41 protein-coding genes are annotated in these 24,505 nt (G+C 53.2%); 15 read left to right on the plus strand and 26 right to left on the minus strand.

Annotation, left to right across the window (positions count from 1 at the left end; genetic code table 11):
- On the minus strand, nucleotides 1-1,921 hold a 1,921-nt coding region (locus tag ACFPVS_RS11975; RefSeq protein WP_378595814.1), incomplete at its 3' end, for a phage tail tape measure protein.
- A gap of 50 nt (nucleotides 1,922-1,971) precedes the next feature.
- Here ACFPVS_RS11975 and ACFPVS_RS11980 point away from each other — a divergent pair.
- Complete coding sequence (locus ACFPVS_RS11980; protein ID WP_096295107.1) at nucleotides 1,972-2,250, plus strand: hypothetical protein; 279 nt, start codon at nucleotides 1,972-1,974, stop codon at nucleotides 2,248-2,250.
- Here ACFPVS_RS11980 and ACFPVS_RS11985 read toward each other — a convergent pair.
- The 24 genes from ACFPVS_RS11985 to ACFPVS_RS12100 all read right to left on the minus strand — a co-directional run bounded on the left by ACFPVS_RS11985 (nucleotide 2,247) and on the right by ACFPVS_RS12100 (nucleotide 16,664).
- Entirely contained in the window at nucleotides 2,247-2,441 is a 195-nt protein-coding gene (locus ACFPVS_RS11985) for a GpE family phage tail protein (protein WP_232507545.1), read from the minus strand. The two genes, ACFPVS_RS11980 and ACFPVS_RS11985, sit on opposite strands and share 4 nt — an antisense overlap.
- Nucleotides 2,434-2,718, minus strand: a complete 285-nt coding sequence (locus tag ACFPVS_RS11990; protein WP_096295106.1) for a phage tail assembly protein — start codon at nucleotides 2,716-2,718, stop codon at nucleotides 2,434-2,436. Before ACFPVS_RS11990 ends, ACFPVS_RS11985 begins: the two co-directional genes overlap by 8 nt.
- A gap of 109 nt (nucleotides 2,719-2,827) precedes the next feature.
- A complete protein-coding gene (locus tag ACFPVS_RS11995) occupies nucleotides 2,828-3,346 on the minus strand; it encodes a phage major tail tube protein (protein ID WP_096295105.1) in 519 nt (172 codons plus the stop codon).
- Nucleotides 3,347-3,357: 11 nt separating this feature from the next.
- Nucleotides 3,358-4,758, minus strand: a complete 1,401-nt coding sequence (locus ACFPVS_RS12000; protein ID WP_096295104.1) for a phage tail sheath family protein — start codon at nucleotides 4,756-4,758, stop codon at nucleotides 3,358-3,360.
- A 3-nt stretch (nucleotides 4,759-4,761) separates the two neighbouring features.
- Nucleotides 4,762-5,259 carry a Gp37 family protein gene (locus ACFPVS_RS12005; RefSeq protein WP_096295103.1) on the minus strand — a complete coding sequence of 166 codons (498 nt, stop codon included), beginning with the start codon at nucleotides 5,257-5,259 and terminating at the stop codon, nucleotides 4,762-4,764.
- Nucleotides 5,259-5,705, minus strand: a complete 447-nt coding sequence (locus ACFPVS_RS12010; RefSeq protein WP_096295102.1) for a gp436 family protein — start codon at nucleotides 5,703-5,705, stop codon at nucleotides 5,259-5,261. The genes ACFPVS_RS12005 and ACFPVS_RS12010 overlap by 1 nt, the downstream gene beginning before the upstream one ends.
- Complete coding sequence (locus tag ACFPVS_RS12015; protein ID WP_096295101.1) at nucleotides 5,705-5,968, minus strand: hypothetical protein; 264 nt, start codon at nucleotides 5,966-5,968, stop codon at nucleotides 5,705-5,707. The genes ACFPVS_RS12010 and ACFPVS_RS12015 overlap by 1 nt, the downstream gene beginning before the upstream one ends.
- A 2-nt stretch (nucleotides 5,969-5,970) precedes the next feature.
- Nucleotides 5,971-6,306: a capsid cement protein gene (locus ACFPVS_RS12020; RefSeq protein WP_096295100.1), complete on the minus strand. Its 336-nt coding sequence runs from the start codon at nucleotides 6,304-6,306 to the stop codon at nucleotides 5,971-5,973.
- Nucleotides 6,307-6,371: 65 nt separating this feature from the next.
- The gene (locus ACFPVS_RS12025; RefSeq protein ID WP_096295099.1) at nucleotides 6,372-7,310 is read right to left on the minus strand and encodes a hypothetical protein; all 939 of its coding nucleotides are present in this window, start codon (nucleotides 7,308-7,310) and stop codon (nucleotides 6,372-6,374) included.
- Nucleotides 7,311-7,333: 23 nt separating this feature from the next.
- Nucleotides 7,334-8,446 carry a 2-oxoacid:acceptor oxidoreductase gene (locus ACFPVS_RS12030; RefSeq protein ID WP_096295098.1) on the minus strand — a complete coding sequence of 371 codons (1,113 nt, stop codon included), beginning with the start codon at nucleotides 8,444-8,446 and terminating at the stop codon, nucleotides 7,334-7,336.
- Between the two features lie 214 nt (nucleotides 8,447-8,660).
- Nucleotides 8,661-9,002 carry a Mor transcription activator family protein gene (locus ACFPVS_RS12035; RefSeq protein ID WP_096295097.1) on the minus strand — a complete coding sequence of 114 codons (342 nt, stop codon included), beginning with the start codon at nucleotides 9,000-9,002 and terminating at the stop codon, nucleotides 8,661-8,663.
- The gene (locus ACFPVS_RS12040) at nucleotides 8,995-9,471 is read right to left on the minus strand and encodes a gp16 family protein (protein ID WP_096295096.1); all 477 of its coding nucleotides are present in this window, start codon (nucleotides 9,469-9,471) and stop codon (nucleotides 8,995-8,997) included. The genes ACFPVS_RS12035 and ACFPVS_RS12040 overlap by 8 nt, the downstream gene beginning before the upstream one ends.
- 146 nt (nucleotides 9,472-9,617) lie before the next feature.
- The gene (locus ACFPVS_RS12045; RefSeq protein WP_096295095.1) at nucleotides 9,618-9,893 is read right to left on the minus strand and encodes an HU family DNA-binding protein; all 276 of its coding nucleotides are present in this window, start codon (nucleotides 9,891-9,893) and stop codon (nucleotides 9,618-9,620) included.
- Between the two features lie 202 nt (nucleotides 9,894-10,095).
- A complete protein-coding gene (locus ACFPVS_RS12050; RefSeq protein WP_198345349.1) occupies nucleotides 10,096-10,701 on the minus strand; it encodes a DUF3164 family protein in 606 nt (201 codons plus the stop codon).
- Nucleotides 10,694-11,161: a hypothetical protein gene (locus tag ACFPVS_RS12055; protein ID WP_096295093.1), complete on the minus strand. Its 468-nt coding sequence runs from the start codon at nucleotides 11,159-11,161 to the stop codon at nucleotides 10,694-10,696. Before ACFPVS_RS12055 ends, ACFPVS_RS12050 begins: the two co-directional genes overlap by 8 nt.
- A complete protein-coding gene (locus tag ACFPVS_RS12060) occupies nucleotides 11,145-11,663 on the minus strand; it encodes a hypothetical protein (protein WP_096295092.1) in 519 nt (172 codons plus the stop codon). Before ACFPVS_RS12060 ends, ACFPVS_RS12055 begins: the two co-directional genes overlap by 17 nt.
- Nucleotides 11,660-11,908, minus strand: a complete 249-nt coding sequence (locus ACFPVS_RS12065; protein WP_096295091.1) for a hypothetical protein — start codon at nucleotides 11,906-11,908, stop codon at nucleotides 11,660-11,662. Before ACFPVS_RS12065 ends, ACFPVS_RS12060 begins: the two co-directional genes overlap by 4 nt.
- Before the next feature lies 1 nt (nucleotide 11,909).
- Nucleotides 11,910-12,122, minus strand: coding sequence for a hypothetical protein (locus tag ACFPVS_RS12070; RefSeq protein WP_096295090.1), 213 nt, complete (start codon nucleotides 12,120-12,122; stop codon nucleotides 11,910-11,912).
- Complete coding sequence (locus ACFPVS_RS12075; RefSeq protein ID WP_096295089.1) at nucleotides 12,119-12,322, minus strand: hypothetical protein; 204 nt, start codon at nucleotides 12,320-12,322, stop codon at nucleotides 12,119-12,121. The genes ACFPVS_RS12070 and ACFPVS_RS12075 overlap by 4 nt, the downstream gene beginning before the upstream one ends.
- On the minus strand, nucleotides 12,322-13,464 hold the full coding sequence (locus tag ACFPVS_RS12080) for an ExeA family protein (RefSeq protein ID WP_096295088.1): 1,143 nt from the start codon (nucleotides 13,462-13,464) through the stop codon (nucleotides 12,322-12,324). Before ACFPVS_RS12080 ends, ACFPVS_RS12075 begins: the two co-directional genes overlap by 1 nt.
- 40 nt (nucleotides 13,465-13,504) lie before the next feature.
- Nucleotides 13,505-15,286 carry a DDE-type integrase/transposase/recombinase gene (locus tag ACFPVS_RS12085; RefSeq protein ID WP_096295087.1) on the minus strand — a complete coding sequence of 594 codons (1,782 nt, stop codon included), beginning with the start codon at nucleotides 15,284-15,286 and terminating at the stop codon, nucleotides 13,505-13,507.
- Between the two features lies 1 nt (nucleotide 15,287).
- Nucleotides 15,288-16,145: a DUF3102 domain-containing protein gene (locus tag ACFPVS_RS12090; protein ID WP_096295086.1), complete on the minus strand. Its 858-nt coding sequence runs from the start codon at nucleotides 16,143-16,145 to the stop codon at nucleotides 15,288-15,290.
- Between the two features lie 34 nt (nucleotides 16,146-16,179).
- Complete coding sequence (locus tag ACFPVS_RS12095; RefSeq protein ID WP_096295085.1) at nucleotides 16,180-16,464, minus strand: helix-turn-helix domain-containing protein; 285 nt, start codon at nucleotides 16,462-16,464, stop codon at nucleotides 16,180-16,182.
- A complete protein-coding gene (locus ACFPVS_RS12100) occupies nucleotides 16,461-16,664 on the minus strand; it encodes a DNA-binding protein (RefSeq protein WP_096295084.1) in 204 nt (67 codons plus the stop codon). Before ACFPVS_RS12100 ends, ACFPVS_RS12095 begins: the two co-directional genes overlap by 4 nt.
- A 141-nt stretch (nucleotides 16,665-16,805) precedes the next feature.
- On the opposite strand from ACFPVS_RS12100, the gene ACFPVS_RS12105 reads away from it, so the two are divergent.
- From ACFPVS_RS12105 to ACFPVS_RS12170, 14 genes are all read left to right on the plus strand, one after another.
- Nucleotides 16,806-17,453 carry a LexA family transcriptional regulator gene (locus ACFPVS_RS12105; protein ID WP_096295083.1) on the plus strand — a complete coding sequence of 216 codons (648 nt, stop codon included), beginning with the start codon at nucleotides 16,806-16,808 and terminating at the stop codon, nucleotides 17,451-17,453.
- Entirely contained in the window at nucleotides 17,450-18,073 is a 624-nt protein-coding gene (locus ACFPVS_RS12110) for a hypothetical protein (protein WP_096295082.1), read from the plus strand. Before ACFPVS_RS12105 ends, ACFPVS_RS12110 begins: the two co-directional genes overlap by 4 nt.
- Nucleotides 18,074-18,102: 29 nt before the next feature.
- Complete coding sequence (locus tag ACFPVS_RS12115) at nucleotides 18,103-19,071, plus strand: hypothetical protein (protein ID WP_096295081.1); 969 nt, start codon at nucleotides 18,103-18,105, stop codon at nucleotides 19,069-19,071.
- Entirely contained in the window at nucleotides 19,068-19,550 is a 483-nt protein-coding gene (locus ACFPVS_RS12120) for a hypothetical protein (RefSeq protein ID WP_096295080.1), read from the plus strand. The genes ACFPVS_RS12115 and ACFPVS_RS12120 overlap by 4 nt, the downstream gene beginning before the upstream one ends.
- A gap of 86 nt (nucleotides 19,551-19,636) precedes the next feature.
- Nucleotides 19,637-20,140: a glycoside hydrolase family 108 protein gene (locus ACFPVS_RS12125; RefSeq protein ID WP_096295079.1), complete on the plus strand. Its 504-nt coding sequence runs from the start codon at nucleotides 19,637-19,639 to the stop codon at nucleotides 20,138-20,140.
- A 3-nt stretch (nucleotides 20,141-20,143) separates the two neighbouring features.
- Nucleotides 20,144-20,326, plus strand: coding sequence for a hypothetical protein (locus tag ACFPVS_RS12130; protein WP_096295078.1), 183 nt, complete (start codon nucleotides 20,144-20,146; stop codon nucleotides 20,324-20,326).
- Nucleotides 20,323-20,580 carry a hypothetical protein gene (locus ACFPVS_RS12135; RefSeq protein WP_378595815.1) on the plus strand — a complete coding sequence of 86 codons (258 nt, stop codon included), beginning with the start codon at nucleotides 20,323-20,325 and terminating at the stop codon, nucleotides 20,578-20,580. The genes ACFPVS_RS12130 and ACFPVS_RS12135 overlap by 4 nt, the downstream gene beginning before the upstream one ends.
- Nucleotides 20,564-20,962 (plus strand): hypothetical protein, encoded by a 399-nt coding sequence (locus ACFPVS_RS12140; protein WP_096295077.1) that lies wholly within the window; start codon nucleotides 20,564-20,566, stop codon nucleotides 20,960-20,962. Before ACFPVS_RS12135 ends, ACFPVS_RS12140 begins: the two co-directional genes overlap by 17 nt.
- Nucleotide 20,963: 1 nt before the next feature.
- Nucleotides 20,964-21,161 carry a hypothetical protein gene (locus tag ACFPVS_RS12145; RefSeq protein WP_378595816.1) on the plus strand — a complete coding sequence of 66 codons (198 nt, stop codon included), beginning with the start codon at nucleotides 20,964-20,966 and terminating at the stop codon, nucleotides 21,159-21,161.
- Nucleotides 21,154-21,366 carry a TraR/DksA C4-type zinc finger protein gene (locus ACFPVS_RS12150; protein WP_096295076.1) on the plus strand — a complete coding sequence of 71 codons (213 nt, stop codon included), beginning with the start codon at nucleotides 21,154-21,156 and terminating at the stop codon, nucleotides 21,364-21,366. Before ACFPVS_RS12145 ends, ACFPVS_RS12150 begins: the two co-directional genes overlap by 8 nt.
- 2 nt (nucleotides 21,367-21,368) lie before the next feature.
- The gene (locus ACFPVS_RS12155) at nucleotides 21,369-21,689 is read left to right on the plus strand and encodes a hypothetical protein (RefSeq protein ID WP_096295075.1); all 321 of its coding nucleotides are present in this window, start codon (nucleotides 21,369-21,371) and stop codon (nucleotides 21,687-21,689) included.
- Nucleotides 21,686-22,003 carry a hypothetical protein gene (locus ACFPVS_RS12160; RefSeq protein ID WP_096295074.1) on the plus strand — a complete coding sequence of 106 codons (318 nt, stop codon included), beginning with the start codon at nucleotides 21,686-21,688 and terminating at the stop codon, nucleotides 22,001-22,003. The genes ACFPVS_RS12155 and ACFPVS_RS12160 overlap by 4 nt, the downstream gene beginning before the upstream one ends.
- Before the next feature lies 1 nt (nucleotide 22,004).
- Nucleotides 22,005-22,550, plus strand: a complete 546-nt coding sequence (locus tag ACFPVS_RS12165; protein WP_378595817.1) for a DUF3486 family protein — start codon at nucleotides 22,005-22,007, stop codon at nucleotides 22,548-22,550.
- 86 nt (nucleotides 22,551-22,636) lie between these two features.
- The gene (locus ACFPVS_RS12170; protein ID WP_096295073.1) at nucleotides 22,637-24,124 is read left to right on the plus strand and encodes a terminase large subunit domain-containing protein; all 1,488 of its coding nucleotides are present in this window, start codon (nucleotides 22,637-22,639) and stop codon (nucleotides 24,122-24,124) included.
- Here ACFPVS_RS12170 and ACFPVS_RS12175 read toward each other — a convergent pair.
- On the minus strand, nucleotides 24,107-24,316 hold the full coding sequence (locus ACFPVS_RS12175; RefSeq protein ID WP_096295072.1) for a hypothetical protein: 210 nt from the start codon (nucleotides 24,314-24,316) through the stop codon (nucleotides 24,107-24,109). The genes ACFPVS_RS12170 and ACFPVS_RS12175 overlap by 18 nt on opposite strands.
- Between the last annotated feature and the right edge of the window lie 189 nt (nucleotides 24,317-24,505).

Consider the following 24,505-nt stretch of genomic DNA (forward strand, 5'->3'; position numbering starts at 1 on the left):
ATGCAGTCGTAACCGATGTCCACAGACTGCCGAAGAAGTTGCCCAAATCCTGCCACAGTGCCTTGGCTCCGCCGACCACGCCTTCCCAGTTGGTGTAAAGCAAATAGGCGGCTGCGGCCAGTAAACCGAGTGCGAGGAAAATGGGGTTGGCCATCAGCGCCATGCCGAGTTTGAGAAAACCTGAAGCCAGCATAGGCAGGAAGCGGATGGTTGTCATTACGCCGCTACTGAATACGGAAAATACGGTTTTGAGCAGACCGAATCCTTTACCCAGCAATCCGGCCATTTTTGCGGCCGAAGCCGCCGACATACCGAACATGCGTAATACCATCACGCCTTTACCGATTTGTCCGAGCCGCATCAATTGGAACAGACGGAAAGCCGCTTGCGCTTTGAACGCTGATGTGGTCAATGCCCGAAACGGCATCAGAAACATCGAGGCTCCATAAGCAAGTGCCAGAATGCCCAACTTGGCTGCAAAGAAGCCCGCCGCCAGACCGACCACCCATTTGATGGTTTCTTTGTTGTGCTCCAAGAACGGCTGCAAGCCGTTTTCTACCAAACCCTGCAAAGTTTGGGCGGCCGATTTGATGTCTGCGCCGAATACGCTGCCGAATACGGCTGCTGTATTTTCCGCCGCGCCGCCCAATGATTCCAAAGCTGACGACAACGTGCTGGTTTTGACTTTGATTCTGTCGGACAACGATGCCTGTGCATCCATTTTGGCTATCATTTCATCAAAGCCTTTGATACCGCTTTGAATCAGGATATCGGCAACCCTGCCTCCTTCCGAACCGAACATGGCGTTGGAAATGTCCATTACGCCTTTTTCGCCGTATTTGGCTTTGATTTTGGCAAACTCAGATTCCAAAATACCCGTAATGGTACGCAAGTCCTTAATTGAACCATCAGGGTTGAAAAAGTCGAATTTTGCGCCGACAGATTCCATCATACGGCGTAGGTCGCCTTTACGCCCTTTGTCGGCATACTCCATATTGCCGACACCTTTGGACAAATTGCCTAAGAAAGTACTAAAATTAGTACCAAACTGCGAACCTTCTATGCCTTTGGTGGCCGCCATCCCTTCTACGGCATAAATTCTTTTTTGATGCTCAAGCCCTGTATAGCCCAAAGTATTTGCCTTGCCTGCGTAATACTTCATGGCCTCGAACATATCTTCTTTTTTCAAACCCGCTGCAAAATAGGCACGCTGGGTCAGGTCGGCGGACTTCAGCAGTTCGCTTTCCTTGATTCCGTGGGCTTCCATGTTTTTGGCGAAAAAGCTGCCGTCGGCAATCGGAATGTCCATGACCACGTTCAACTGGGCTGTAGCCAAACCGCCGCCGTTGATAATCGTGTCGTCGGAAATGCCTTGGCTTTTCAAGCCGAGTGCCATTTTTGAGAAGTCGGTTTTATTGCCGGGCAGAGCCGCGCCCCATTCGGTTGTAAGGCGGTCGATTTCCTTGAATTTGCCGAAGCTGCCGTCATTGCGCATCATGGCGATTTTCAGATCGGCCGATGCGTTTTCCTGCGCCATAAATTTTTTTACGGACGCGATAATCGGTGCGGCTGCAACAGCGGCATGGCCGCCTGCTTCGGCCATTTCGGCACGGATGTCGGCTCGTCGCTGTTTTGACGACTCCTGCGCTTTGATGGCTTTATTTAGACGACCTTGTGCAACTCCTGCCTTTTCGATGGCTTTGCCCAGCAGGTCATAACGTTCCCGCAAAACACCCAAACCGGAGCGTCCCGTCGCTACGCCTTTGGCAATGCTTTTGCCTAGCTTTTCCTGCGTGGCACGCGTTTTTTGGATTTCGCCGCCAAGTTCCTTAACCGTATTTTTGGCGCGGCCGAAAACCGTAGCAAATCCGGCACGAACCGATGCCCCGATAAGTACGCTGACCGCTAATTCACTTGACATTTCAAAACCCTATCTTTAACATCAAAGCAAACGCAACAAGGAATCAGGGAATGAACGAGAACCAAGAAAACAAACTGGACTTTTTCACAGACGGAATGAATATGTTCGGATTTTTGTTCGGCAGCATTCTGTGTCTGATTGTTTTCAGTTATGTCTTTATCGGCCTGTTTACCTTTGAAACCCCTGTTACATCTGCGGTTTTCGGTATTTTTCTCGGTATGTTTGCCACCTGTCTGGCATCGCCGTTTTGTGCGGGCATAGGCTTTCTGCTCGGAGGCATGGTTTCCGGGCTGCTCACTTGGTACAAATTCCGCGCCGCACCAAACTAAACGCCTTTTCTGAAACCCGCCTTCATTTGGCGGGTTGCTTCTTTCTGAAAGGCTTCAAAATCGTCCAAAGTCAGATTATCGATAGCTTGTAGCGACCAGCCGTACCACCAAGCCATATCGGCACAGGCAGCGGTCAATTGAGAAACCGCTTCTTCAACCGTCGTTTTTTCAGACGACCTTCTATTACTCACTTTCCTGCATGAGTCGAAAGACGCGCTGGACTTCTTTGTAATCAGCAAAATCAAGCGCATCTAAATCTTCAGGCACCAAGCCTGTCAGGCGGGCGAAAATAAACAGCTCTTGTTCTGCATCCGTATTCAAATGCGCGGCGGCACGAATATCGCCGACTTTCGGGCGACGCAGTGTTAATTCGGTCAAGGTCTGCCCCGTCGCCAAGCGCGCCGGATATTTCAGCTTCACGGTTTGGGTTGCGCCCAAGCCTTCTTGCAGTTTCTGTGCTTCGTTCATGTTTCAATCCTTTTTAAGAGTTCAATACAATAAAAAACCGCTGTATCTGCGGGAGATACAGCGATTTTGTCAAAGGCCGTCGACCACGGCTTTTAATACGTCTTAAAACCTACGCGCCGATGTTTTTACGCATCTGCGAGAGCACGTCTTTGCCGCCGACGCGGTAAACATTCTTGAAGGCGTTGAAATACAGCACTTCGCGGCCGTCGATGACTTGGCGGATTTCGGTGGCCTGATAGGTGGTGTTGTGTTCCGATTTCTCTTTCGGTTTGAACGTGCCCAAGCCGTTTTTGCTCGGCAGCACGGTTAAAAACGTGACCACCGGCACTTCCTTGACCAAACCCGCCGCGTTGTGAATCTGCTGGTTGGCACGCACCATCAGTTGCGCACCGCGGAAAGGGTTGTAGAGTTTTTCGGCCACTTCGGGGTACAGACTGTTCCAAGTGATTTCGCCTTCCAAGGCTTCGGCACCCGATGGCAGCTTGATGGTGGCAAACAAGCCCAAGCCTTTGTGTTCGTCCTGGCTGATTTCAAAATCAGGCAGTTTGACTTCGGATGCCTTGCCCAACAGGCTGTTGCCGTCAACGTAAACGTTGGCGTTGTAAATCGCGCGGATGTAATCGCTCATGTGTCAGCTCCTTAATTGCTGTTGCCGGAGGCAAGGTTGACCAAGTATTTGCGCGTCATTACGCTGGTATTGGTGATGCGCTCGGCCGGCAGCTTGGGCGTGTAGTCATATTTGATGGGGACTTGCCCTTTACTGAACGCATCGGGCAGGTCGTAGTCGTAGTCCAAACCCACTTCAAAGCCGACGATACTCGGCAGCGTGCCCAAATAGGTGCGCACGGTTTCGACCAGACTTTCGATGAGTGCGTCGTCAATCGGGCGGTCAACGTATTGCAGCTCGGCGCGACGGATGGATTCGTCAATCAAATCGCCCGTGCGCTGCGCCACTTCGAAGTTTTTGATGTGGGAAACGGTCGGGAAACAGGCCAAGCGGTTGCCCCACAGGCGGTAGCCCGTGCCGTATGAATTGAATACGGTGGTGATGCCTTTTTCGTTCAGGCGGTTGGTTTCGCTTTGCGGGTCGTCGGCGCGGGCGGTCAAACCCACTTCCAGCCCCGTTACGCCCAGCAGCTCTTTGTTTGAGATGCTCCACCAGTAACCTTGCTTCACGTCGGTTTTCATGCGCAGGCCGGCGGCGTGGGTGGCCAGATGTTCCAAACCGAGCAGGCCGACTACGTGGGGATAAAACAGCTGCGCGCGGTCGGACGAGGTGTTGAAGTTGATGCTGCCGTTCGGCCCGCGTCCTTCCAAAGCCTTACTCAGCGATGTGCCTTTCGGCGCATTGATGTAGGCAACGGCATTGAGTTTGCCGGCCGTGGCCACCATCGCTGCCGCACAGGTGGCGGTTTTGTCAAACTCGGGCACGATGAGGATTTTGGCATCGGCACCGAAGCGGTTGAAGCCTTCGGTCAGCAACTCCAAGCCGGTTCGTTTGCCCGTGGCGGCCACATACGCGCCGAGGATGTCGGCTTCGGTAACCTTTGTCGGGTCGACATGGTCGTAAGTGATTTTCGGGGCGATGGGTTTGGTTTTGTACACAATCTCGCCCGTAAGCGTGTTGATGGTGTAGTGCTGCCCTTCGGTCAGCGCGGCCGCGCCGTCGGTCAGGCGGTAGCCGTCCAACAAGGCGGGTTTTGCGGTGTGGGCGGTCAGGGTATCGCTGTCGACCGTCAATACTTCGTTGGTCACGCGGGTTTTGTGTTTGGCCGGGTCGCACACGTTAATCACATAGGCCACGCCCGAGCCGTAGCGCGTCCAGATATGCGCCGCATCGGGCAGCGTGAAGCCCTTGCCGGTCAGCTCGCCGCCGAACGCGGCAAAGTCTTTTTTGGTTTGGCACACGGTCAGTTCGTTGACCGCGCCCGTGGGGGCGGTGCCGACGATGGCGGTAATCGCGCCGTCGACGGTGTAAACGGGGACGGAGCCGCCGTCGATGCGGATGGTTTCCGTGCCGTGGTGGTAGGCTGCTGCCATATCTTACTCCTTGGGTTTTAAATCGGGTTCTAAATCTTGGTCGGAACGGCGGTAACGGGCTGCCGTAAAAGTCGGTTTGGCCGGTTCGCGGCATTGCTGCACCTGATGGGTTTCCGTCTGCACCAGCAGACTGTATTGCCACGCGCCGCCATCCTCTCCGGCAAACTGCTCGCTGATTAAATGGCAGGGCAGACAGTGCGGCGGCTTGAAACCCACAATGGCCAAACGCAGACGGTCGAGCAAATCCAGCGCCGCGCCGTCGTGGTGCAGACCGCGCCCGAACACGGTTAAATGCAGGGTCATCACACGCTGCTGCGAGATATTGCCCAGCTGCTCGATGCTGCCAAACTTGCTGCCTTGATAACCCACCAACACCGCGCCTTTCGGGTGTAGAAAGCGATAACCGGCAGGATTGTCTGGAAACAGCCGCACTTCGGCATCGGGCAGTTCGTCTTGCAGCCACCCAACCACGGCTTGCAGAATCGGTACGGTGGCCGCCATCAGTAGCCCTCCAAATTCATCTTGCCGCCGCCGCGCACGCGGTAGGCACCGCGCTCGGGCTGGAGCTGCCCCGTCGGCTCTTCCACCTCGCGGATGCCGAGGTGGATTTTGCCGTCTCGGATGTTTGCCAGCATCTTGAGGGCATTGTCGTAGGCCGTCTGAACGGGCTTCGGAAACTCCGCCGCATTGACGCGCCGCTGATGCAGCCAAAACCGCGCAATGTCGGTGGCCAGCTGCGGCAGAATACCCGGCATCGGCACCAACGGCAGCGCGTAGCGGCCGCTGATATGGCCGTCGATGAGTTCCGAGGCATAGACGATGGCGCGGTCAACCACGTTCCAGTCGGGTTCCTCCATGCCGTAGTTGCTCATCTGGTCGTTACTCAGCTGCACCAGCTCCGCCATGCTCACCGCCGCCGCCAAATCATCGCGCGTGATATAGCGCATTACGCTTCCTTCTTGCTGCCGCGCCCGCGGGCAGGCTTGGTTTCGGATTGCGGTTCGGTTTCAGACGGCGTTACTTCCGGCGGTGTTTCGCTGTCAGGCTGAGCGACTTCGTCTGAAATTTCCGCCACTACCACATGCGCGGCCACGTCTTGATACTGGTCGGCCGTCAGTTCGACGGTTTCGCCCGGCTCGACGCGGAAATCCTCCCCGTCTTCGTTCTGCAAAATCAGCGCGGTTTCCGCGATATACACTTTCTTCGCCATGATTAACCTTTCAGCAATACGCGGATAAAGTCGCCTGCGGCTGCCGCAGCTGTGACCGCCGTACCTGCCGCATTTTGCGTACCGGCCACCGCACAACCCTGCGCATCGGCCGACACCGCCGCACCTGCGGCCACTTGGCCGCCCGCTTCCACCAGCGCAATGCCGACCACATCAACCGCCAGCAGTTCGTTCTCGTCGGCATCATAAGCCGCCACGCCCAGCACGGCTTCATCGGTCTTGGCCTGTTTGCCGGTGTAGGTCACAAAGCGGTTTTCCACCACTTTGCCGGTGGTTTTGACGGTGGTGGTTAAGACCACCTGTTTGGTTTGTTTAGCCATGTTTTTCTCCTAAGGCCGTCTGAAAGGCTTTCAGACGGCCTTCAAAAGCGACGATGTCGTCGCATTTAAGCAATCGGGTTCTGGAACAGATAGCCGCACGCGCCGCCGACCACCGCCGCTTTGCGGATGTCGGTGTAGCGCACATATTCCACTTTGCCGCCCACGCCGTCGTAGCGGTCGACAACCGGCATACCGCGGCGGCGGAAGGTGTAGGCAAAGGCGGTCTGGCCTTCGTCGTTGCCGTCTGAAACAATGGTCGGGCGCACAATCAGGCTGGCAAAGTTGCCCCATACATCTTTGGTACTCTTGCCGCTACCCTCGGTGTACACCGCCTCACCCACGATGATGTCTTCGACATCGAGCAGGTTTTTCAGAATTTCGATGTTCAGCAGTACTTTGCGGTCGTTGCCGGAAAGGTTGCTGCGCAAACCTTCGTTCATACGCAGTTTGCTCAGCACCTGCGCACCTACCACCAGAATATTAGGACGGATGCCGCAGGCAGCACGCACCTTCTCTTTGGCGGTTTCAAGGGCTTCCTGCACGTCGGCTTTTTCATGTGTCCACTGTTTTTCGGCAGCAGCAGACAAATCTTCGGTATGGCCGGACTGGTAAACCGTTTTGTCTTGGATCAGGCGCGCAATTTCCAGCTCCTGCTTCAACTGGATGCCGGCGGTGACGCGGCGCGTGGCCTTGGCTTTCTCGTCGTGGCGGCTTTCGTGCTGCTCGCGGTAGTCCACACCTGCCGCCAAATCGTGTTCTTCCAACACCACCGGCATGGTTTTGCCGCGGTCCAGCGTGATGACGTTACTGGCCGCACCGACCGCACGTTCGGTCTCATATTCGACAAACGAGCCTTTGCCGTACACCGGCACCTTGATGCCTTCTTTTTCGGCAAAAACTTCCGGCGCGATTTGTTCGCCGACAAAACCGGCCTGACGGTAGCCGACCGCCAAATGGGTCAGCACTTCGTCTTTTTCGCGCAATGCTGCTAAATGCTTGCTCATTGTGTTTCCTTTTTAATACAGGGTTAATCTTGCGCAGTACGGCGCGCCGCCTCTTCGTAGCTGCAATGGTTTGCCTGCTGATACGCCAGCGCACGCTCGTGATGGCTCATGCCCTCGGCAAAATCCATTGCCGGGCGGCCTTGGGCAAACGTACCGCCCAAATTCTGCTTGGTCAGTACCGCACCCAAAAACGCACGCAGGGCTTCGGCCAACGGCTTTTTCGCGCTGCCTTCGCCGAAATCGGCGGTGGTGTGTTCCGGGTATTCGGCAAAGTCCAGCACTTGCACCACCAAGTCTTTATCGGCCGGTTTCAGACGGCCTTCCTTTACCAAGCCTTCGGCAAATTCGGCATTCTGCTGGTGCGCACCAGCGCGCAGGTCTTTCTCCTGCTCGTCTTGCAGCTTTTTCAGCTCCGCTTCCGCAGCGGCTGCTTTCTTCTCGGCGGCTTCGCGGGCGGCTTTTTCGGCTGCCAACTGTTCTTCGGGCGACATAGGGGTCTCCTTTTCATCATGGTTGGGTTTCATATCGGGATTAATCGGGTCGGCGAATGCCGGTTCTGAAATCGGGTCTTTCCACTTGGCCGCTTCTTCAATCGAATCAATCTGCCAGCCCGGTACGGCTTTATCCGCTTCCTCAATGCCGAATTTCTCAATCAGAAATTCGCGCAATCTGCGGAACAGGCCTGCCGAATAGCCGTGTGCGGCTTCCGAAAATTCAACAAACTGTTCGTCTTCGGCAAAGTTGATGGCCGACAAGCCTTTCACCGCAGGCGGCTGTGCACCCAAAAAACCGACATGGCGCAGATACCAAAAGCCGGGCTTGGGGTTGCTCGGGCTGTCGGGCGGGTAGAAGCTGGCCGACACCTTTTTGTAGCGGCCGCTTTGTACCAAGCCGACAAAGTCGTCGTCCATTTGGGCAAAGTCGGCAGAGAGCACGCCGCCGTCGGCTTTCAGGCTGCCCACCCAGCCGTAGGCCGGTGCGTCGGTTTTCGGGTGGCCGATGACCAGCGGTGCTTCATGCAGCGCAGGGTCATAAGCCGCAGCCGCCTCTGCCACATCAGCCTCGGTAATCGTTACCGTGCGGCCGTTGTTGTCGGTGCGCGTGCCGGCCTTGAAAATTTCAAAAAGTTTGGACATAAAAAAAGCCCCATCGGATTGATGAGGCTATTTTGGCAAAGGCCGTCTGAAACGGCTTTTAATGCGGGTTAAAACTTGGTTTTTAAAAAAGGCGCAAAAACGGCGTTTTTGGCGCGTTTCACTCTTAGGGTAGGCAAACCCCCGACCGAGCGGAGAAACGCAATATAAAAGCGGTCAGGACAAAACCTGACCGCTATTCTGATTTCATCCGCCGTTATGCAAACAAATCCGCCTGCTTTTTCGCCCGCTCGCGCAAGCCAACTTCTTTGACGATGCGGTAAACCTGCTGCACCGTCAGATTGTATTTGCGGCTCAATTGGGCATGATTGCGGCCGTCAAACTCTTTATAAAGCTGTTCGTCTCGCTCGGAGATTTGGCCGAGCAGGTTTTTCGGGATATAAATCAACTGACCGCCCCAGTTGCCGGTAATGTGCCGCGCCACTTTTTTCGCCACGCTTGCGGCCTGCCGGCGGTCGATTTTCAGTTCGCTCATTAAGCAGGCGGCGGTTTGGTCTTCCAAATCGGCCACCAGCTCCGGTACTCTTTCATCAGCCACTTGCCACCCCCGTTTTCCTTTCCGCCCGTTTTTGCCATTTCTTCAAATATTCAATCACCTTGCTTGCGTTGTCGCTGTCCAACCAGCCGTGGTAATCCACACCCGTCATGCGTTTCATAAACTTGGCCAAGCTCAATTCCGACGCGCTGCGCACTTCGCCCATTTGGTGCAGTTCCAGCCACAATGCGCGTATTTTCTTAATTTGCGCCTCAACGGCCTTGTGCGCCGGGCGCACCTTGATGTCCGGCTTTGCCGTGCTGTTTTGTTTGGTTGTGACCACAAAGCCTTTCGCCTTCATCGCGCGTAATACCAGCTCAAGTTCGGCAATGCCCAGCTTCGTACTGCTGGTTTTGCCGCACGAGATATTGGCCAACAGCGCACGGTAATCGCTGTCGGCCATCATCAACTGCGTTTTCGCCACATGGATCAGGCGGATTAAACGCTGTTTTTTCTGTTCGGAGGTTTCCATCCCAATCCTTTCTGTTTCATAATGTGAAACGGTGTTTCATTTTTAGCGTAAAATCAATCAATTAGGTTTTATTCTATCTGCTCTCCATGTCGTTGGCAAATAAAAAAGGCCGTCTGAAATTTTTCAGACGGCCTTTGGCGTGAAGCCTACTTGTCCACCGCTTCGCGCAACGGCTTGGCAGCCTTGAACTTAACTGCCTTGCCAGCCGGAATGGTCAGGGCTTCGCCTGTTTTCGGGTTGCGGCCTTGACGTTCGGCGCGTTGGGTAACGGTAAACGTACCGAAGCCGTGAATCGCCACATCCTTGCCTGCGGCGAGTTCGCCCGTGATGAGTTCGGTCACGCCTTCAGCGGCCATTTCTGCGCGTTTTTTGTCCCATACATACTTTTCCTGCAATGCTGCTACCAATTCTGATTTAGTCATGTTACTGCTCCTGTATTAAAATGCGGCAGGCCGTGCCGCGCGGGTTAAATATCTTTTCTATGCAGAATTTCGCTAATCATTGCCCATTGTCTCGGGCTGATTCTCTGTCCTAATATCTGACAGGTATAGCCGCTGTCGGAACGAAGTTCTATGTCTATTACCGCTGTTTTTTCAGTAGGCAATTCCCTTGGGTCAGTCATCATCACACCTTCGCAATATCCAAGTTAATCAACGCATATTCGCCGTTTTCGGCTCGGCGGTACACCCGCACAAACGGTTTGCTGATATGCACCTGCAGACTGTCGCTCAAAGCGTCCATCGCCCGATGCCATTTCTCGTCTTTGATTTCCAAGCGGCGCAGACCGAGTACGCGGGCGGTGGAGATATTGCCTTCTTTGTCTACTTGAAACGCCGCGTTAATCAGCGTTTTCAGCTCGCTGCGGCTGCCTTCCGTCCATTCGTTGATGCACTCGTCGATTAAGGCTTTGGCCGCTGCCAGCCCTTCGTCAAATACCAGTGTGTCCTGCATGGCCAGATTCACGCGGTAGCTGCCGTCAAAGCTGTGCAGCGTGATGTTGCCTTTCTTTCCGCCCAGCTTCACATCGTAGCGGTCGGCGGAAAGCTGCACAAACGCGGCGATGTCATCCATCGCGGTGCGTTTGAAATCGGCAACGGTTGACTGTACGGCAGCGGCTTTACCGGCAATCTCCATGACCAGCTCGTCGCGCAGCAGGTCGATTTCTTTGATATTGGCCAAAGCTACTAAATTGCCCTTGGCATCTTGGCGGTATTGGCTTAAATCAGTCATTCTCTTTTCCTTTCTGCCTTGCGGCATAAATCCGTTTGCATTCATCCACCGTCCGGTGGCGCGGGCCGTGTATCCAGTCGCGGTTCATACACGGTGCTTTTTTGGTTTTCAGTCCGGCAAAATGCCGTTTCAAAATCTCTATCTGCGCCTTGCCGTATTCCGTGGTAACGTGTTTCTTCTCCAGTTTCTGCACCATCTTTACGGGTATCGGCGGCAGCAACTTCACAAAATCGGCCGGGTTCGGCCATTCGGTCTGTGTGGCGGCGATGGTCTCAAAGGCCGTCTGAAAACGCGCTGTATCGCGTTGCGGCTGCCATTCCTGTTTGTTCAACAGGCCGTACCAGACTTCGGCAACCGCTGTCAGGTCTTTCGCCGCCGGACGGCCTTTGAGGTTTAAGGCCGAGAGCAGCATGAATCCTTTGGCTATTTCTGTTTTCAACCAGTCATTTTGAGCCTCCATTTGCCCACTCCATTAAGTTGCCCACACCGTCGCGCAGCTTGCTTTGCGGCTCGGACGGGGGGTGGTGGCCGGCCACCGCTATGCCGTCTGCTGAGGTTGGACGTACCGTTGTTGCCGCTGTTTTCCCGGGTGTCCAAAACGTGATGTTTTCCAACAAAAAGCCGTGCGTGGTCAACGGTGTTTTCAGACGGCCTGCATTGCGTGCCTCAACACATTTTTCTGCCGCCCAAACCCAAGCCTCGCGCGGTGCAGGATAGGTTTTGCGGTTACGCGTAATCTCTCCGGCCTGTATCATCGGGATTAACTCGCCCAAAAGCTTTGAAACCCTGTTAAAACTCAAATCCTTTTCAGACGGCCTGAACAAAGTCAGGTAGCGCAGCAGCGCAATCAGCGGCTCTTCGGAAATTTTGGCCAGCGAAATCAGGGCTTCACGCGCTTCTTGATGGGTAATCAGCACATCCAAGCTCATGCTGGCACCGCAGGCAGGGCAGCGTACTTTCATGACAGTTCCTCAAAACTTTTAAATGCCGCTTCCAACTCAGCGGAAACATCAGGATATTTATCTTTTAGAAACTGTTCGAATACAGGCTGCATCCCCATCCATTCAAAGACAAACCCTTGCGGATGGCTTTCCCAAATTAGCCGTTGAAAGGCCTCCGGCGGGAAATAAGCTCTCATTTTGTCGTCAAAATCCCAAACTGCTTTTTCAATCTTTCTTTGCAGTTGAATTAACTGTTTTACATCCATCTCACGCCGCCTTTCTGCCTGCCAAGGCCAAATCTTTCATGCTCAAACAGTTCAAGGCCGTCTGAACCAAGTCCGCTTCGTCTTCGGTTTTGTCCGCCGAAACCATCAGCAGGATAAATTTATCGTTCAAAGTGCTCAGCTCGCAGCATAAAAAGCCTGAGCGTTCGCGCCATACTTTGGCTTTGATGTTGCTGTAATCACGTTCCACTTTCATTGCACACCTCCCACCGGCTCCAATACCACCGCTTTGGCCAATTCCGTCTCACTCATGCCGCCGTAGGCCGCTTCCCACGCTTGGTCGGCGGCTTGGGCATCGGCAGCATGTGCCGGTTGGTTTTGGCAGCTCTGCAACATGGCTGTCAGTGCTACCGCCAATAAAACTACATAAGCAATCATTAAACGTTTCGCGCTCATCACACACCCCGCACCACATCGCCATCTACCACATCAAACCCCAGTTCTGCCGCCTGATTCATGGCCGCGCTGACTAAGTTATTGACCGCCAGCGGATACAGCAGACTGTTCATTTCCGTGCCTTTGGCCGTGCGGCTTTTAACAGTCAGGCGTTCGGCCACCGCATCAATCGCGCTCTCGTCCATCACTTTGGTCAAGTCCGCTCCGGTGCGGGCAAACTTGTGTTTCAGATAGCCTTCCAGCTTGCCGTCAGTCAGCGGCATCAGTGTCACCACTTCGCAGCGTTGCACCACTTCACGCACACTTGGGTTGTTTTCCGAGAGCTTTTGCGCCAATTCCGTTTGGCCGATTAACACAATTCCCAGCAGGCGTTCAAAGCCCGATTTCAGCTCAAAAAAGCGTTTCAGGTGCTTCAGGGTCGGCAGCGGCAGGCCGTGCGCTTCTTCGATGATTAAAACGTGTTTGTTGCCCGCTTTTGCGCTCTCGGTCAGGGCGCGGTGGATTTGGGCGAAACGCGCCTCGGGGCTGCGTTTGGGCGATACGTTGGGCGCAACCGCTGCCAAAATCGCTTCGGCAATATGCACCGCTTTCAAGGTTTTGCCTTTCTGGTCGTTGTCCTCCATCGCCAGCACATAAGGCTCGATCATGATGATTTGGCGGCCTTCGCGGTTGATGCGGTCCTGCAGGTCTTCGCGCAGGGTGGATTTGCCCGCGCCGCTTTCGCCGACCACCGCCACAAAACCACCGTGGCAGGCCGTCTGAAACATCGCCTCGCGCACATAACGCACATCCGGTGTCATGTACACATCATCGGCAGACTGGATTTCGTCGTTAAAAGGGTCTTTAAAAATGCCGAAGTGCTGCTTGGCGGCTTGTGTCAGGGTTGCTTTTCGTAATAACATCTCTTTGTCCTCGCTTTCGTTAGGGTGGGCAGGTGCGGCTTCCGGCTCGTTTCTCAGGCCAGCGGGAATATCCGCACCATTTGTTTCAAAATACTGTTTCAACTTCCCGCGCAGCTCGTCTGCGCCTTTTTTCGGCCAATTCCCGTGGTTCACCACCGCCACCAGCATGGGCTTGCTGCAGCCGATTTCGGCAGCGGCGGTTGCGTAGGATTTGCCGATTTTCTGAAAATCCTGCTTCATCGTTTCCTCCGCCAAATGTGACGATGTCGTCGCATTTGGTCTAAGCGGTTTTGTGTAATTTCAGACGGCCTGCCGTTTTCAGCTGGTTAAATACCGCTTCCAACTGGCTGGCGGCCACGCCATCCGGATAAAGCCTGCCCAGTTTGGCCATCATAGAAGGTGTCCACTCGCCGCCTGCGGCTTCGATACGCGGCTTCAGCAGCTTGGCCACTTCCACCTTGTTCAACACCTGCTCGGCCACTTCCATGCGGTTGTAATCCATCTGCGAACCCTGCCGCTCGATATAGAGCGTGTTGCGTGCGGCCAGCGTGTCTTCCTGATGCTTGTAGGGGTCGAGTTCGCCGCCGAAGGGCACCGCCTTGCCTTTGCGTTTGGCCGCCGCCTGTTCCAGCGTGTCCGTGCCCATCGCCAGCTTGTCCAGCTCTTTCGCGTGCTGCTGCGCCGCCGTTTCACCCTGCGCCTTGTATTCCGCTCCGATAAGCGCCGCATCTGCGCGGAAACCCATCTCGTCAAACACCACTTCAGGCACGGCCACCCATGTTTCATGGCCGTCTGAATCAAACGTCGCCACCCGTGCGCCGTCGGTTTCCCAAGGGTTTTTGGCCACCAGCAGTTTCTGACCGACCAACACGCCCTTGATGTCCTTCACGTTGTACACGCGGCCGCCGAAGCGGATTTCCAAATCGGGTGACACTTTCGCTTCTTTCGGTGCGCTTACCGCCAGTTCTCGGCAGTAATCGGCAGGAGGCGGCAGTATCAGCTGCTCGGCCTTGATTTTGTTCCACGCCTGATAGCGGGTCATACCGTGACGGCTGTGGATTTGCGTACCGTTGTAGTAGCGCATCCAGCGTTCCGCCAAGCCGTTGAGCTGGTCGATGTCGTTTACTGCGGTGAAGCGCAGGCCGCTTTCAAACGCCGTTTCCACGATGTCGTTGGCTTTTTCCACTTGCCCCTTGGCGCGTGGGTTGCCCGGCTTGTTAATCTGCACATGCACGTCCAGCGATTTGCAGAGATTTTTAAACGCCGCCGAGGTATTCGCGCTGCCGGGGTCGAGCATCACCATCCGTGGCACGCCGCGAAACGGGTCTTTCAAGGTGTCCTGCTTGGCCTGCATCATGTAGATGAAGAAATCGCACAAATTCGCGCTGGTCTCGCCGCCGAAGTAATACCGTGCCACGATTGTCCCGCTGGCATGATCGGTGCCGGTGTAACGCCACACACGGTCTTGCTCGATTTTGATGACGTTTTTCGGCTTGTTCTTGTAGAACTCTTCCTCCTTCATCACCCGCAGCCCCGTATCCTTGCCGTGGCGCGGCAGGTAATACAACACACACAAACTCGGGTCGATTTGCCAGCAATGGTTCGGATGTTCCGATTTCATGCGGCTCACAGGATCAGGCTGCAAAAGCTGGTCGGGGTGCAGCTTGTATTCGCGCAGGGCGCGGGTGATGGTGGATTCCGAAAGCGGCATCACTTCGCCGGTTTCTTCATCAATCCGAACCGCTTCGATTTTGCCGTTGGCCCGCAGCATCTCCACCGCCTGCCGCACCGCCATCAGCCGCTTGCCGTTGCGCCGCATGGCTTCCATCAGCACCGCCGAAATCAGCTTGGCTTCATCAAGGCTCAATTCCGACTTGCCCGCATCGCTGCGGCGTTTGCGCCCGGGCTTAACCGCCACCGCTTCCAGCTTGCGGTAGAGTGTGGCCAAACTCATGCCCAATTCCGCCGCCTGCTGCTTCAAATAGGCACTTTTCTCACCGCGCCCCATGCTTTCCGCCTGCCGGTCTACCGCTTGCAGACGTTCGATTAATGCCGGATTCATCTCAATCCTCCGTATTTCCCACATCCGCCAGCCATTCAGGCACTTCGTCCGTCGGTGCTTTCGTTGGCAGCGCGTAGTTTTCGCGCAGCGTTTCGCAATCCAAAATAATCTGATTGAGCGTGCCGACCATCTTGGCGCGGTGGTCAAACCCGTGCGCTTCGCCGTGTGCCAGCATCTGCTGGAACAGGTCTTTCAGCCGGCTGACATCCGAGCGGATACCCACTTCAAGGCTGGATAAGCGCATGGCCAGCTCGCTGGCGACATCTTCCGCTTTTGGCTCTTTGACCGTTTTCTTGCTGCGCTCCAGCTTTTCCGCCAGTTCGTCGACCTTTTTGTTTTTATCGGCGATGACTTTGTCTTTCGCTTCCGCCGTTTCTCGGCTTTCGCGTAGGGCGGCCCGCAGCTCGCGCACCGTCATGCGGTCAACATCATCCAAAGTCATGCCGTTCACTTCTTCGCCTTCGGCCAAGCCGACCAAGGTCACGTCTTCTTCCACCAACAGTTCCAGCAGCTTCGACTTGCCCAAATCCATCAACTTCGGAGCGGCTTTCTGCATCTGCGGAGTGGCGAAGCGTTGCGTGGCCGACATCAGGCGGGCGGTTTCCGCATGCCCGATACCGAACTGGCTTTTCACAATCTCCATAAAGCGGCCATGCTCGGTGTGTTCTTTCAAGATAATCAGCGCGCGGCCGAGCTCAAACATGCCTTCCATTGTCTGGCGCACGGCCAGGCGTCCGCGCTCAATCCAGCGTTCTTCGCTATAAGCCTCTCCATTACCCCATTGTTCCATCACCATCATGCTGCGCATGGCGGCTTGATTGCCTGTATCGGCTGCATTGACTACTTCAATTTCGTTCATTTTTCATCTCCAAATTTCCCGACGTCGGGAAATTTCAAATCCGGTTAACCCTTTGGTTCAGCTCTTCGAGCTTCGCCGCCATCATTTCGTATTGCCGTCTGTACCTTTCTGCAATCTGCAAGGTCTTTACGCTGTAGGCAAAATTCCCGTTATCCAACTTGACCACAAGCCCTTCAGTAATCAGATCATCTAAATCCCTGCTCACTTGCGTAGGCGAGAGGCCGAGGCCGTCTGAAATCTCTTTGTTGCTGATACCGATAATCGGGTGGGCTTCCAAGGCTTTGAAAACCCGCAGCAGACGGATACCTTTGGTGCTCATCCCACATTCCCTTTTGCATCGCCCGATTGCTGCTTCATTCCAAGCTCCACCGCAATTTCATGCGCTTTTCCGCGGTTGGCCTTAATCGTGCCGTTTAAAATCCGCGACACATAAGTCGGGTCGTAGCCCCGAGCATCGCACCAAGATTTAATGGTTTCACCACGTTTACGGAAACCTTCTTTGACTTTTTCCGAATTCACGGAATATCTCCTTTCCCTATCTCGTGATAGAATGTTGAATATTTAAAGATTTAAACAACCTTGCTTAAATGTTGGATAAATATTAGTGGAAATATCCCACTTTAGCAAGTGTTTTTTCCACTAATTTGAGGATTTTAAAGCATGGTCGTTGATAAAATTAGACAAGTTATTGAATTAAATAAAATTACGATTGATGAATTTGCAGAAAGAATTGGTGAAAAACCAACGCGGCTGAAAGATGTGTTGCGTGAAAAGCAGCGTCCGCCATTGGAAATGATTCAATCCATCGTGGAAAATTTCCAAATCGACGCAAACTGGCTGATTGGATTGAGTGATAATTTCCACCAAAGTGGAACAAAAAATGAAGGGGATTACGACTACGTCCCGATGTTTGATGTCGAAGTTTCGGCAGGCAACGGCGCATCTGCCTATGGCGTGACCGACCCGGCCATGCACTTGGCGTTCCGCAAAGACTGGCTTAAATCACGCGGCCTGTTTGCCAAAGACCTCAACTGCGTGGTGGCACGCGGCGACAGCATGGAGCCGACTATCAACAGCAAAGACACGCTGTTGGTCGATACCAGCAAAAATCACCCGCGCGACGGCCAAATTTACGTTATCCGTTCAGGCGACACGTTGTGGGTCAAACGTATCCAAAAACAGATTGACGGCAGCCTGCTGCTGATTTCCGACAATGACACCTATCCGCCGATGTCGCTGACATTGGCAGACCACCCCGATATTCAGGTTATCGGGCAGGTGGTGCAGATTTCCAAGGATTTATCATGACCAGCCAGCTTGCCATAGATAAGCAAGAAAATAATCCTTTCAACCTTTCAAAAAAATATCTGATGGTGGTCACATTCACTCAGTCGTCCAGTAAAAATTTTCGGACGGCTTTATTGTGGGCAAAAAGTGCGGCGTTTTTTGACAGTATCGATATAGACAAAGAGACGGTTTATTGCTGTGCATTCGATAAAACACCAGAGCAGGCGGGAATGGCTTCCGTTTTTTTGAACTATGTCGAAAATTGGAACGGTAAACAGATTTATATTAACGGACGGATTCACAGCGGTAGCATTTATGACTTACTCGGTGTTTTAGACTGCTACCAAAAATCACAAGCCTGCCCAAATGCAAAAAGCCATTGTTGCTTCGTTTCGGATGATATTTTTCTATGGCATGGCACAAGGCCTGCCTTTGAAATCAGCTTGTCTTTGGAAGGACGTACAAAAGAAAACCCTCAAGCAAAGAAATTTGTGATGCCATGTACGAAACTCCGTCACCACCGGATTGAGAAAGAAACTTATTTGGGTAGTTGGGATGAGCAAGTTGCTGCATTGGCAGTAAGGCAGAATTCGGATTGGTGTCCGAGTTTTGATATAGGACACTTCAGGCAATATGAGTAAAAATCGAAAAAGAAATGAGGAATTTATAAATGGCCAAAAGAACCACTAAAACCATTCACTATTTACGTGCACATCAAGACCACGACTTATTCGATTTGGAGACAGCTTTAAAAACAATTTTGTTAGCTGCGCCTACTGTTCAAGATACACAAATTGAACAATACAATCAGCTTACACAAATCATGCATAGAAATCTGAATCCCCAAGATATAGAAAATAATGCAATTGATGGTTTACTGATACATATCGGCAGCGGAACAAGAGATGAACACATCCGCACCATGAGCAATAGGCCTGAGCAACAAGACGATCATGGTGGTACCCAAGCACCACCGAATGGGTATTCTTTTTTGCGCAAAGAAGCTTTTTTGTATATCTTCAGACACCATGTGATTTTTTGCGGGCATGGTTTTTTACAAGCATCAACAGTTGCTTCTTATTTAAGCTCTCTAAGTAATAGATTGAGAGCAGAGAATGCTAGTATCGTTCACTTTGATATTCAATTCAAAGCGGTAGGTAATTGTGATACTTTGACATTGATACAACAACACGGTGTAAAAAGTATTCTTTTAGACGCTTCGGCATATCAATTGTCCAGAGACAGACTGTATCAAAACAGCCGTTCAACTATTGCCAAAGCATTGAGTAAAGTCGGCAGTGTATTTATAGGTGAATTGAGCGATGAAGAACTAGAGGCTCAATCCGAAATTCATATTAACTTGGAAGTTTTGTTAAATGGTAATTCGAGAGCCAGTATCGAAGCCCAATCACTTATGCAGGAACAGGCAGAGGAAATTATCGATGACGAAACGGTTAATCAAGGCTTTTCTATTACCACTCAACAAGGCGAAGTTATTAAACCGGCTGATGTGAAATTGTCTAAATCTGTTAGAATAGAACGATACGACGAAGCGAACTCATTACTCCCTAACTCGGCATTCTCAGCAATCAGCGAATATTTTCTAGAGCTTCAAAGTAGAAACTTAACCGAACAATGAAAAAATACCTACCCTTTTTACGTTTTGTACTGATTGCCTGTATATCGGCATTCTTAGCGTGGAAAGGGCAGCCTTTTGTTCATGGAAACGAAAAAGCAGTTGATTTAATTATCAATGTATTTGCAATTTTGGCCGGTTTTCTAATTGCGATCATGACGCTGTTTAGCGATATGAGGTTCGATGAAGACGCGAATTGGCGGCAAATTCAAATTCGTGAGAATGTGCAAGAGCAAAGATATATCAAGCATTCCATGCTTTTTTACACTTATTTGGCAGTATTGGTTTGTGTTTTTCTTGTTATATTATTGGCTCATAAAGAAGAATATAAAAATGGACAAGTCATTTTTTGGCTTGAACGAGGATACTTGTTTCTAGCCTGTGTTTCTATTTTTTATTCTGTATTCTTACCCGGAAACTTGATTAAAAGCCGTAAAGAAGAATTTCGGAAGCTTATGGATAAAAAGAAACCTAAAACCTAAAGCAAGTTTTAACCCGCATTAAAAGCCGTTTCAGACAGCCTTACCTAAAATCCCTGTAACCAATTTCGTGTTACAGGGATTTTTTCATGTCCGACAAATTCAGCAGATTCATCGAGCGCGTATTGGCGCATGAAGGCAAATACGTCAACCACAAAGACGATCCGGGCGGCGAAACCAACTGGGGTGTTACCAAGCGCACCGCTCAGGCCAACGGCTACACCGGCTCTATGCGTGCCATGACCCGCGATCAGGCCGTTGAGATTTACCGCAAAGCGTTTTGGCTGCGCTATCACGCCGACAAAATACCCGAAGCAGTGGCGTTTCAGTTTTTCGACGCGTGCATCAACCATGGCTATGGCAATGCGGCGCGTATGCTGCAACGCGCGGCAGGCGTGCCGGACGACGGCGTGATTGGCGCGGTGTCGCTCGCTGCCATCAACAAGCTACCTGAAAACGACTTGCTGCTGCGCTTTAATGCCGAGCGTTTGGTGTTTTATACCAAGCTGGGCACGTTTACCAGCTTCGGCAAAGGCTGGGTGCGCCGAGTGGCGCAAAACCTGATTCATGCGGCCGCCGACAATCAGGATTAAGCCATGAAGAAAACCTTATTTGCCTTATCGATGGCAGCAATGGCAAACACTTGGCCGTCTGACATCAAAATCACACGCGCTTCGGTTGGCCGAGTCCGCCAACATCCAAGCCTGAAACACGGCAAATCGGGTGTGGCCGCTGCCAAACGCGCGGCCAAGAAAAAGAAAGGCCGTCTGAAAAAATGATGAAGTTTTTTAAATGGCTGGGCGGCTTGGTTACCAACCCCGCTACCGGCCACATCTCCCACACCAAGCTGTGGGCAAACGTGGCCGGTGCGGTAATGACCGTCAAATTTGCGCAAACGCCCTATGCGCCCGAATGGCTGTGGTGGGCTTATGGTGCGATGGTCGGCGGCTACGCCTTAATCAAACGCGGCATTGCGGCCATTCCGCAAGTGGCTGCAATCAATAAGGAAAAAACCGATGTGGAAAACGCTTAGCCCTGTGTGGCAGACCTTGATTTCCCCCATCCTGCTGACGGCGGCGGTATTGGCTCTGTATTTCTTTGGCTATCAGGTTGCGGAAAAGCAGGCTGAAGCCGACAAAGCCGAAATCATCGCCACCTATCAGGCTTCGGCCTTGGCCGCCGAGCAGCTTTACACCGAAAAGCTCAAAGCGGCCAATGAAGAGAAGCAGAAATGGATGGATTTTGCCCAAGCGCAGAGCCGCGATTTGGCGGCAGCCTATCAGCAAATCGACCGCCAAGCGGTGCAATTGGAGAAGCAGATTGATGAAACCGTACAGAAAGACGGCAGCCGTTTTAACGGCCTTGGTGCTGACAGCGTGCAACTCTACAACCGCGCCCTCGGTTACGCCGATTAAAGTGGTGGAGCAGCCTGTGCTGCCGCCCGTCTCTTCCGAGCTGCTGCTCACTCACGAACGCCCAGAGCGTCTGAGCGGCGGCTCCCCCGAACAACTGTTGCGCCATGCCGTAGTTTACGGTGCATACTGCCAAAAATTGGAAGCGCAGGTTTCCGGCTGGCAGGCATGGTATGAAAAAGGCCGTCTGAAAAATGACTGATATTTGCGACAAAGCGCAGGAAAACGAAGAAATCTTTCTGGCCGAAGCCCTATACCGTCAGGCAGAAAAAAATACGGCTACCGTCAGCAATTATTACTGCGACGACTGCGGTGAGACGATTCCCGAAGCCCGCCGCCATGCCGTGATCGGCTGTACGCGCTGTGTAGTCTGCCAAGAATATTTTGAGAAAGGCTTTCCGGGTTAGATATGGAAAAAACATTTATCAGTATTGAATTTTGGCAACTGGTCGGCTTCCTACTTTCCTTCCTCGGCGTGTGCTGGGGCTTCGGCAAAATGCTGTTGGCGCAGTTTCAGGCGCAACAAGATGAACGCCAAAAGCAACAGGAAAAGCTACAGAGTAAAGTTGAAAGCATGGAGCGTCAGCTCGGCGAATTTTCAGCCGGCCTGCCAATGACTTATGTTTTGCGCGAAGACTACATCCGCAATCAGGTGGTATTGGAAGCCAAGCTCGACAACGTGGTCGATAAGCTCACAGAGATTTATAAGATGGAGAGCCAGAAAAAATGATCAGCCAAGAATTGATGGCCAAGCAACGTCGTGAAGGTATGCGCTGGAATATCATCAACACGCTCAATAAAGCCCGCCCGCACACCACCAGCGAAGTGTTTTTATTGGACATCATGAACGCGATTTACCCGCAAACCACCGCCTTGGAATTGCGCCAGCAGCTCGACTATCTGGCCGACCGCAAGCTGGTGGAGCTCAACAAAACACCGCACGGCCTGTGGTTTGCCGATTTGACCAGCTTGGGCGTAGATATTGCCGAATACACGGTCGATTGCCGTGCCGGTATCGCACGGCCTGAAAAGGTATGGAACTGATATGGCCAAACGCAGCACCATCGCTACTTTACCCCCCAAGGTCTTGGCCGCATTTGAACGCCGCCTTGCGGAAAACGGCTTTTCCAACTACACCGAACTGACCGAATGGCTGAATGCACAAGGTTACGAAGTCAGCCGCTCCGCCGTCCACCGCTATGGCCAAAAAGTCGAACGGCGTTTTGCCAGTATCAAGGCCAGCACCGAAGCGGCGCGGCTGATTGCCGAAGGCGCGGCAGACGAAGGCGACACCCGCAGCGAAGCGTTGATGGCCATGCTGCAAACCGAACTGTTTGATGCATTGGTGCAAATCGGCGAAATGCCGTCTGAAGAATTGGGCGCACTCGACCGTTTCGGCGTGATGGCCGAAGGCGCAAAGAAAATCAGCGGCTTGATTTCCGCCAGTACCCGTCTGAAAGAGTATCAGGCCAAGGTCAAGGCCAAAGTACAGGCCGCCGCCGAAGACGTGGCCAAACAGGCCAAGAAAGGCGGCTTGTCGGAAGAGTCGGTTGAGGCCATCCGCAAGCATATTTTGGGGATTGCATCATGAGGCCGTCTGAAAACGAACGCAGCGAGTTTCTGCGAAGCAAAAACGAACAAACCGTCCCTTTATCAAATAAAGGGACGGCAAGCAGAATGCTTGGCGAAGACCGCACCCCTGCGGTCTTGCTGCCGTATCAGCAGGCATGGTGCGCCGACCAATCGCCCGTGAAGCTGTGCGAGAAATCGCGCCGTATCGGTCTTTCTTGGGGCGAAGCAGCGGATACCGCATTGCTGGCCGCGTCCGCCAAAGGCATGGACGCATGGTATATCGGCTACAACAAAGACATGGCCTTGGAATTTATCCGCGACTGCGCGGGCTGGGCGAAGCACTACCAACTGGCGGCGGGAGAAATCGAAGAAACCGAAGAAGTGTTTGTCGAAGGCGACGACCGCCAATCCGTGTTGGCCTTCGTTATCCGCTTCGCATCGGGCTTCCGCATTACCGCCTTATCCAGCCGCCCGAGTAACCTACGCGGTAAACAGGGCCGCGTGATTATCGACGAAGCCGCCTTCCACGAGCAGCTTGGGGAATTGCTCAAAGCAGCGATGGCCTTGCTGATGTGGGGCGGTCAGGTACACATCATTTCCACGCATGACGGTGTGGACAACCCATTTAACGAGTTGATTAACGACGTTCGCGCAGGGAAAAAGCCTTATTCCGTCCACCGCATCACGTTTGACGAAGCGGTCGAACAAGGTCTGTACCGCCGTATCTGCCTGCGTTTGGGCAAAGAGTGGACATCCGACGGCGAAGCCGCGTGGTGTAAAGAAATCCGCGATTTTTATGGTGAAGATGCCAGCGAAGAGCTGGACTGTATTCCGAAAAACGGCGGCGGCAAATGGCTCAACCGCGCTTTGATTGAAAGCCGCATGACGCCATACGCGCCGGTTATCCGTTACGACCAAACCGACGGTTTCGGCCTGTTACCCGAACCGCGCCGCGCCCGTGAAGTGGCCGACTGGATTGAAGAAACTCTGCAGCCGCTGCTCGACGGTTTGGATAAAACCCTCGTTTCCTTTGTCGGCGAGGACTTCGCCCGAAGCGGCGACCGCACCGTGATCGTGCCGCTGTTGCAAAGCAAAGACCTGATTTTGAAACCGCCGTTTATCTTGGAACTCGGCAATATACCGTTTGCCCAGCAGGAACAGATTATGCAGCACTTGTTGGCCAATCTGCCCAACCTGCGCGGCGCGGCCTTGGACGCACGCGGTAACGGCCAATCGCTGGCCGAAGCCATGCGCGACGCATTCGGCGCGGAAGTGGTGGAAGCCGTGATGCTGTCGGAAAACTGGTACCGCAGCCACACCGCGCCGTTCAAGGCCGCGCTGGAAGACGGCACGCTCGACGGCTTGCCGCGCGACGAAGACATCCTTGCCGATTTGCGTGCCTTCGAGCTGGTTCGCGGCGTACCGCGTATCCCCGATACCCGCACCAAAGGCACGGACGGCAGAAAACGCCACGGCGACGCGGCGATTGCCTTGGTATTGGCGCATTACGCCAGCCGCGAACTGAATGCAGGGCCGGTGCGCGTAGCCAGCCGGAAAATCAAACGCCGCAGTCTTTTAACCCGCAATTTTTAAACCAAAAAAGGAAATCGAAATGAAAAAGGTATTGCCTGCTTTGCTTTTGGCTGCGATCACGACACCTGCTTTGGCAGCGGTTGTTGTTGCACGCCCTGTCATTACTTCTCCGATTGCAGTACGTCCGGCAGTAACGGCTCCGATGACAGCCAAACCCATCGCACCCAAACCGATACAGAGGCAGCGTGCCATTGTTGTTCCCGCACCGATACCTGCTTCTTCTCAGGATAAATGCAGATTAATCAAGCCGTGTAAATAGGCCGTCTGAAAGAAACCATCATGGCAAAACCGCATTTCAAACTCAAACTGAACGGCAAGGGCGTAACCTTCAAACCCGAAGACCTGAGCAGCCATATCGCCGTATCACGCCAGTTTCTAGGT

Source organism: Neisseria weixii, assembly GCF_042658245.1.
Lineage (GTDB): Bacteria > Pseudomonadota > Gammaproteobacteria > Burkholderiales > Neisseriaceae > Neisseria > Neisseria weixii.

Coding starts and splice junctions, on each gene's coding strand:
- ACFPVS_RS12080 (WP_096295088.1), bottom strand. CDS start 13,464: ATGAAGCAGGATTTTCAGAAAATCGGCAAATCCTACGCAACCGCCGCT.
- ACFPVS_RS12040 (WP_096295096.1), bottom strand. CDS start 9,471: ATGGAAACCTCCGAACAGAAAAAACAGCGTTTAATCCGCCTGATCCAT.
- ACFPVS_RS12075 (WP_096295089.1), bottom strand. CDS start 12,322: ATGAGCGCGAAACGTTTAATGATTGCTTATGTAGTTTTATTGGCGGTA.
- ACFPVS_RS12050 (WP_198345349.1), bottom strand. CDS start 10,701: ATGACTGATTTAAGCCAATACCGCCAAGATGCCAAGGGCAATTTAGTA.
- ACFPVS_RS12095 (WP_096295085.1), bottom strand. CDS start 16,464: ATGAGCACCAAAGGTATCCGTCTGCTGCGGGTTTTCAAAGCCTTGGAA.
- ACFPVS_RS12070 (WP_096295090.1), bottom strand. CDS start 12,122: ATGAAAGTGGAACGTGATTACAGCAACATCAAAGCCAAAGTATGGCGC.
- ACFPVS_RS12125 (WP_096295079.1), top strand. CDS start 19,637: ATGTCCGACAAATTCAGCAGATTCATCGAGCGCGTATTGGCGCATGAA.
- ACFPVS_RS12135 (WP_378595815.1), top strand. CDS start 20,323: ATGATGAAGTTTTTTAAATGGCTGGGCGGCTTGGTTACCAACCCCGCT.
- ACFPVS_RS12155 (WP_096295075.1), top strand. CDS start 21,369: ATGGAAAAAACATTTATCAGTATTGAATTTTGGCAACTGGTCGGCTTC.
- ACFPVS_RS12055 (WP_096295093.1), bottom strand. CDS start 11,161: ATGGAGGCTCAAAATGACTGGTTGAAAACAGAAATAGCCAAAGGATTC.
- ACFPVS_RS12160 (WP_096295074.1), top strand. CDS start 21,686: ATGATCAGCCAAGAATTGATGGCCAAGCAACGTCGTGAAGGTATGCGC.
- ACFPVS_RS12105 (WP_096295083.1), top strand. CDS start 16,806: ATGGTCGTTGATAAAATTAGACAAGTTATTGAATTAAATAAAATTACG.
- ACFPVS_RS12085 (WP_096295087.1), bottom strand. CDS start 15,286: ATGAATCCGGCATTAATCGAACGTCTGCAAGCGGTAGACCGGCAGGCG.
- ACFPVS_RS12090 (WP_096295086.1), bottom strand. CDS start 16,145: ATGAACGAAATTGAAGTAGTCAATGCAGCCGATACAGGCAATCAAGCC.
- ACFPVS_RS11995 (WP_096295105.1), bottom strand. CDS start 3,346: ATGAGCGATTACATCCGCGCGATTTACAACGCCAACGTTTACGTTGAC.
- ACFPVS_RS12165 (WP_378595817.1), top strand. CDS start 22,005: ATGGCCAAACGCAGCACCATCGCTACTTTACCCCCCAAGGTCTTGGCC.
- ACFPVS_RS12025 (WP_096295099.1), bottom strand. CDS start 7,310: ATGAGCAAGCATTTAGCAGCATTGCGCGAAAAAGACGAAGTGCTGACC.
- ACFPVS_RS12010 (WP_096295102.1), bottom strand. CDS start 5,705: ATGCGCTATATCACGCGCGATGATTTGGCGGCGGCGGTGAGCATGGCG.
- ACFPVS_RS12130 (WP_096295078.1), top strand. CDS start 20,144: ATGAAGAAAACCTTATTTGCCTTATCGATGGCAGCAATGGCAAACACT.
- ACFPVS_RS12140 (WP_096295077.1), top strand. CDS start 20,564: ATGTGGAAAACGCTTAGCCCTGTGTGGCAGACCTTGATTTCCCCCATC.
- ACFPVS_RS12005 (WP_096295103.1), bottom strand. CDS start 5,259: ATGGCGGCCACCGTACCGATTCTGCAAGCCGTGGTTGGGTGGCTGCAA.
- ACFPVS_RS12120 (WP_096295080.1), top strand. CDS start 19,068: ATGAAAAAATACCTACCCTTTTTACGTTTTGTACTGATTGCCTGTATA.
- ACFPVS_RS12065 (WP_096295091.1), bottom strand. CDS start 11,908: ATGGATGTAAAACAGTTAATTCAACTGCAAAGAAAGATTGAAAAAGCA.
- ACFPVS_RS12000 (WP_096295104.1), bottom strand. CDS start 4,758: ATGGCAGCAGCCTACCACCACGGCACGGAAACCATCCGCATCGACGGC.
- ACFPVS_RS12150 (WP_096295076.1), top strand. CDS start 21,154: ATGACTGATATTTGCGACAAAGCGCAGGAAAACGAAGAAATCTTTCTG.
- ACFPVS_RS12110 (WP_096295082.1), top strand. CDS start 17,450: ATGACCAGCCAGCTTGCCATAGATAAGCAAGAAAATAATCCTTTCAAC.
- ACFPVS_RS12170 (WP_096295073.1), top strand. CDS start 22,637: ATGCTTGGCGAAGACCGCACCCCTGCGGTCTTGCTGCCGTATCAGCAG.
- ACFPVS_RS12060 (WP_096295092.1), bottom strand. CDS start 11,663: ATGAAAGTACGCTGCCCTGCCTGCGGTGCCAGCATGAGCTTGGATGTG.
- ACFPVS_RS11980 (WP_096295107.1), top strand. CDS start 1,972: ATGAACGAGAACCAAGAAAACAAACTGGACTTTTTCACAGACGGAATG.
- ACFPVS_RS12115 (WP_096295081.1), top strand. CDS start 18,103: ATGGCCAAAAGAACCACTAAAACCATTCACTATTTACGTGCACATCAA.
- ACFPVS_RS12030 (WP_096295098.1), bottom strand. CDS start 8,446: ATGTCCAAACTTTTTGAAATTTTCAAGGCCGGCACGCGCACCGACAAC.
- ACFPVS_RS12015 (WP_096295101.1), bottom strand. CDS start 5,968: ATGGCGAAGAAAGTGTATATCGCGGAAACCGCGCTGATTTTGCAGAAC.
- ACFPVS_RS12045 (WP_096295095.1), bottom strand. CDS start 9,893: ATGACTAAATCAGAATTGGTAGCAGCATTGCAGGAAAAGTATGTATGG.
- ACFPVS_RS12020 (WP_096295100.1), bottom strand. CDS start 6,306: ATGGCTAAACAAACCAAACAGGTGGTCTTAACCACCACCGTCAAAACC.
- ACFPVS_RS12175 (WP_096295072.1), bottom strand. CDS start 24,316: ATGGCACGCTGCCTCTGTATCGGTTTGGGTGCGATGGGTTTGGCTGTC.
- ACFPVS_RS11990 (WP_096295106.1), bottom strand. CDS start 2,718: ATGAACGAAGCACAGAAACTGCAAGAAGGCTTGGGCGCAACCCAAACC.